The 3,965-nt window shown below is 38.5% G+C and carries 3 protein-coding genes and 1 pseudogene; 2 read left to right on the top strand and 2 right to left on the bottom strand.

Annotated elements, in window-relative coordinates; translation table 11 throughout:
• A pseudogene (locus tag BN1068_RS00105) lies at positions 1 to 628 on the bottom strand (IS21 family transposase); the annotation flags it as partial.
• Positions 629 to 1,020: 392 nt separating this feature from the next.
• Here BN1068_RS00105 and BN1068_RS00100 point away from each other — a divergent pair.
• Together BN1068_RS00100 and zwf are read left to right on the top strand one after the other, a co-directional pair.
• A complete protein-coding gene (locus BN1068_RS00100) occupies positions 1,021 to 1,881 on the top strand; it encodes a pyridoxamine kinase (protein ID WP_077600815.1) in 861 nt (286 codons plus the stop codon).
• A gap of 442 nt (positions 1,882 to 2,323) precedes the next feature.
• Positions 2,324 to 3,799 carry a glucose-6-phosphate dehydrogenase gene (gene zwf, locus BN1068_RS00095; protein WP_077600814.1) on the top strand — a complete coding sequence of 492 codons (1,476 nt, stop codon included), beginning with the start codon at positions 2,324 to 2,326 and terminating at the stop codon, positions 3,797 to 3,799.
• 80 nt (positions 3,800 to 3,879) lie between these two features.
• On the opposite strand, the gene BN1068_RS24240 is transcribed toward zwf, so the two are convergent.
• Complete coding sequence (locus BN1068_RS24240) at positions 3,880 to 3,960, bottom strand: IS3 family transposase (RefSeq protein WP_368483264.1); 81 nt, start codon at positions 3,958 to 3,960, stop codon at positions 3,880 to 3,882.
• Positions 3,961 to 3,965: the final 5 nt, after the last annotated feature.

Below are 3,965 nucleotides of genomic sequence, written 5' to 3'. Positions count from 1 at the left end.
CCCCTTTAGAAAATATTTTGTTCACTGCAGGGGATAAATTATCAAATCGTATCGTCTTCGGAACCCCGCCCATATGTTGAAACATCCGTTGTAAACCTTCCAATAAGCATTCTGTATTTTCCGAAGGAAAAACTTGAAAATAAAAGCTATTACTATACGGAAACGACATCACTAAGTACGGTAAATCGATCGTTTCTGAATCATAGTTAAATGGCCCAGTTCCAAAGTCAACTTGAGCTGTACCTGGTATAGATTCAAGAGGTAAGGCTGCTTCTGTCATCGATTCCTTTAATTCCTTTTTTCTTTTGGATACATAATCGCGTACAGTGCGGTCTGACCCTGTAAAGCTATGAAAATCTCTTAATTGCTCATACATTTTTTTAGCTGTTCTCTGATACTTCTTTTTCTTCTTTAAATCTTCTTTAATCCACTTATCTATAATGGGCTTAACTGGCTCCATTACCCGTGCTTTTCGTTTTTGCTTTTTCTTTCTTTTGAACTCTTCCTGATTTGCATACTTACTAACTGTACGTGGGTCAACTTCCATTCTCCTTGCCACATCGGCATAGGATTCACCTTTTTGATTTACCTCATGTCTGATATAATCAATTTGTGCCACTGCTAACATCTCCTAATAACCTCCTGTCGAACGTTGTTGGTCCAACGAGGAGTTTAAAGTTATTTGGAGGAGTTGGCAAGTGGCGCATTTAATTTATGTATGCCCTACGGGCCATACATAAATTAAATGCCAATCCCTACATTATTAGTTTGCCATAAACATTTAGACCTTCCTAACGTGAACTTTTTTATTACTTTAGCAGAATATTGACCTACCTTTAAGTGTCAATTTATAAAAAAATGACAAGGTCAGTTGATCGACAAGCTAAAAACAATCATGTAATCTGAAATAAACGATCCGTCCCCAGCCAATCCCCGCCAATATCGCCTATTATCTTTAATGACAAGCTAATCATCAAATGATAAAATAGAAAAAGTTTCAGTTCGTTCAAGGAGGTTCATATGAAAAAAGTTGCTGTGCTTCAAGATTTGTCATCCTTTGGGAAATGCTCTTTAACTGCTGCAATCCCTGTTCTTTCTGTCATGGGTGTTCAAGCCTGCCCCTTGCCAACAGCAGTTCTATCTGCACAAACAGGTTACCCGAGTTATTTTTGGGAAGATTTCACTTCTAGAATGAACCATTTTACAGAGGAATGGAACAAGCACGGGGAAACATTTGATGGGATATTTACTGGATTTGTAACTGGCGGAGAGCAAATCAAAAATATTTTTCATTTTTTAGATACATTTTATACGAAAGAAACAAGGTTGCTGGTAGATCCGGTCATGGGGGATGATGGAGAAGTCTATAAGATTTTTACCGGGGGATTATTGGAGAAAATGAAAGAATTAGTGAGACATGCAGATGTGATTACACCAAATGTGACAGAATGCTGTTTATTGTCTGGATTATCTTATGAGAAGTTACATAGCTATTCAAATGGCAAAGATTATATGAAAGCATTGAAGGAAGCAGGGAATAACCTGCAGCAAGCAACGGGTGCTGAAGTCACTGTTACTGGTGTGAATCCTCCGTCAATGGATTCAAAAGAGCAGTTTATCGGTAACTTGTATTTGGATAAGAATAAAACGTTTTACCATGAGATGGAGTATAACGGGAAAAGCTATTCAGGTACTGGCGATTTATTTGCTTCGGTCATGATGGGGAGCATGATGCGTGAAGATAACCTAGAAGATGCTGTACAGCTTGCTGTCGCATTCCTCAAAGAAGCTATCCAGGATTCATCGAAAGCAAAGGTTCCTGAAATAGAAGGGATAAACTTTGAAAAATATTTGGGGATGTTGATTGAAAGACATACGTAGGGTATTTCTTCCTCATTATTTGTCTACTTTTTTTGTATTCCTTCTTTCATTCCCTTCTCGAAATATGAATTTGGCAGCTGCAGCACGATTTCCTTCTCCTCTTCCGGCAAGTTTTCAATTTCCTCCATCATTTGCACTTCCTCCTCTTTGTTAACGCTTTATTTCCCATTACTAACAGGTTGTTCCATTTGAATTCTGAAAAATTAATTAATTTTCTAGTTTTCACAGGTATATATATTGACAAAGATACTGTTCATTCTGTAAAGTTAATGATTAATCCCCTTCTAATCTTTAGGGTATTTTTAATGTTTTTAAAGGGTGTTCAAAGGTTCAATAAAATAACGCATTAACATACAAAATATTAGCAGAAAGGTTATTTTAACAGCTTTTTGAATAAGCACTGTTAACATCTTTATCAACTAAAGAATTGAGGAATTTAATCATGAGTGAAACTATACAACCGAAAGCAACTATCGTGATTTTTGGAGCAACTGGAGATTTGGCAAACCGTAAATTGTATCCATCTATCTATCGTCTTTATAAGAGTGGAAAATTAGATGAAGATTTTGCAGTTATCGGTCTCGCCCGCCGTGGATGGAACAATGATATTATCCGCGAAAAAGTAGAGGAATCGATTCAGGGCTTAATTTCTGAAGGCGAAGACGTATCCGAATTCACCTCTCATTTTTACTATAGATCATTTGATGTGACATCTACAGATTCCTATAATGACTTAAGGGATATGGTGGAGTCTCTTGAGACAGAATACCATACCGGTGGAAACCGCCTGTTCTACTTAGCAATGGCTCCAGACTTTTTCGGCACAATCGCCAATCAGCTCAAAAACCATGGCTTAAAGGAAACTTCAGGCTGGACACGGTTAGTTATCGAAAAACCGTTTGGACATGACTTACCATCAGCTAAAAAGCTGAATAAAGAGCTCCAGGCTGCTTTTGATGAAAATCAAATTTATCGTATTGATCATTACCTCGGAAAAGAAATGGTTCAAAATATTGAAGTTATCCGTTTTGCGAATGGAATCTTTGAGCATCTGTGGAATAACCAGTTTATCAATAATATTCAGGTTACCAGCAGTGAGACCCTTGGTGTAGAAGAGCGTGCGCATTATTACGATAAATCCGGTGCTACGAGGGATATGATTCAAAACCATATGATGCAAATGGTTGCCCTGCTTGCTATGGAGCCGCCGATTAATCTCAGTACAGAGGAAATCCGTTCTGAAAAAATAAAGGTATTGCGCGCATTGCGTCCGATAAAAGAAGAAAAAGTCAGCGAGTATTTTGTCCGGGGTCAGTATGGTGCCGGGAATATAAACGGTGAAGAGGTCATCGGCTATCAGGATGAAGCAGATGAGTTAAAAGGTTCTGAAACAGAAACCTTTGTTGCCGGAAAGCTGGCGATTGATAACTACCGCTGGGCCGGTGTTCCTTTTTATATTCGCACAGGAAAGCGTATGAAAGAAAAATCAACAAAAATTGTTATCGAATTTAAAGATATTCCTATGAACCTTTATCATAAAAAAGATGATTTACGCAATCCGAATCTGCTTGTCATTAATATTCAGCCAAACGAAGGAATTACACTTCACCTGAATGCGAAGAAAACAGGTAATGGCAATTTAACAGAGCCAATTCAGCTTGCTTATCATCAGGATGCCCAGGCCGGGATTAACACGCCGGAGGCTTATGAGAAGCTTATCTACGACAGTATGCTTGGCGATGCAACCAACTTTACACACTGGGATGAGGTAGCATTGTCCTGGGAATTCGTCGATCGTCTGTTAGCCAGCTGGGCAAGTCAAAAGGCGGAATTTCCGAATTACGAATCTGGATCTATGGGCCCGAAAGCTGCCGATGAACTGCTTGAAAAAGATGGATTCCGCTGGTGGCCAGAATAAAACTATCCCATTATAACGAAAAAATAAGCCCTTGCAGTCTGAACTGACCCCTGTCAAGTAGACAAGAATAAAAAGCACATTTATGCAACCTGAGTCCTGAAATGATAGGGGCTCAGGTTATTTAATTTCTTCTGGAATCGTTGATGATTGTAGAATCTAATATATT

This window comes from Oceanobacillus sojae (genome assembly GCF_900162665.1).
Classification (GTDB): Bacteria; Bacillota; Bacilli; order Bacillales; family Amphibacillaceae; genus Oceanobacillus; species Oceanobacillus sojae_A.
The sequence above is the reverse complement of the archived record's forward strand: the minus strand, read 5'-3'. Positions and strand labels throughout refer to the sequence as shown.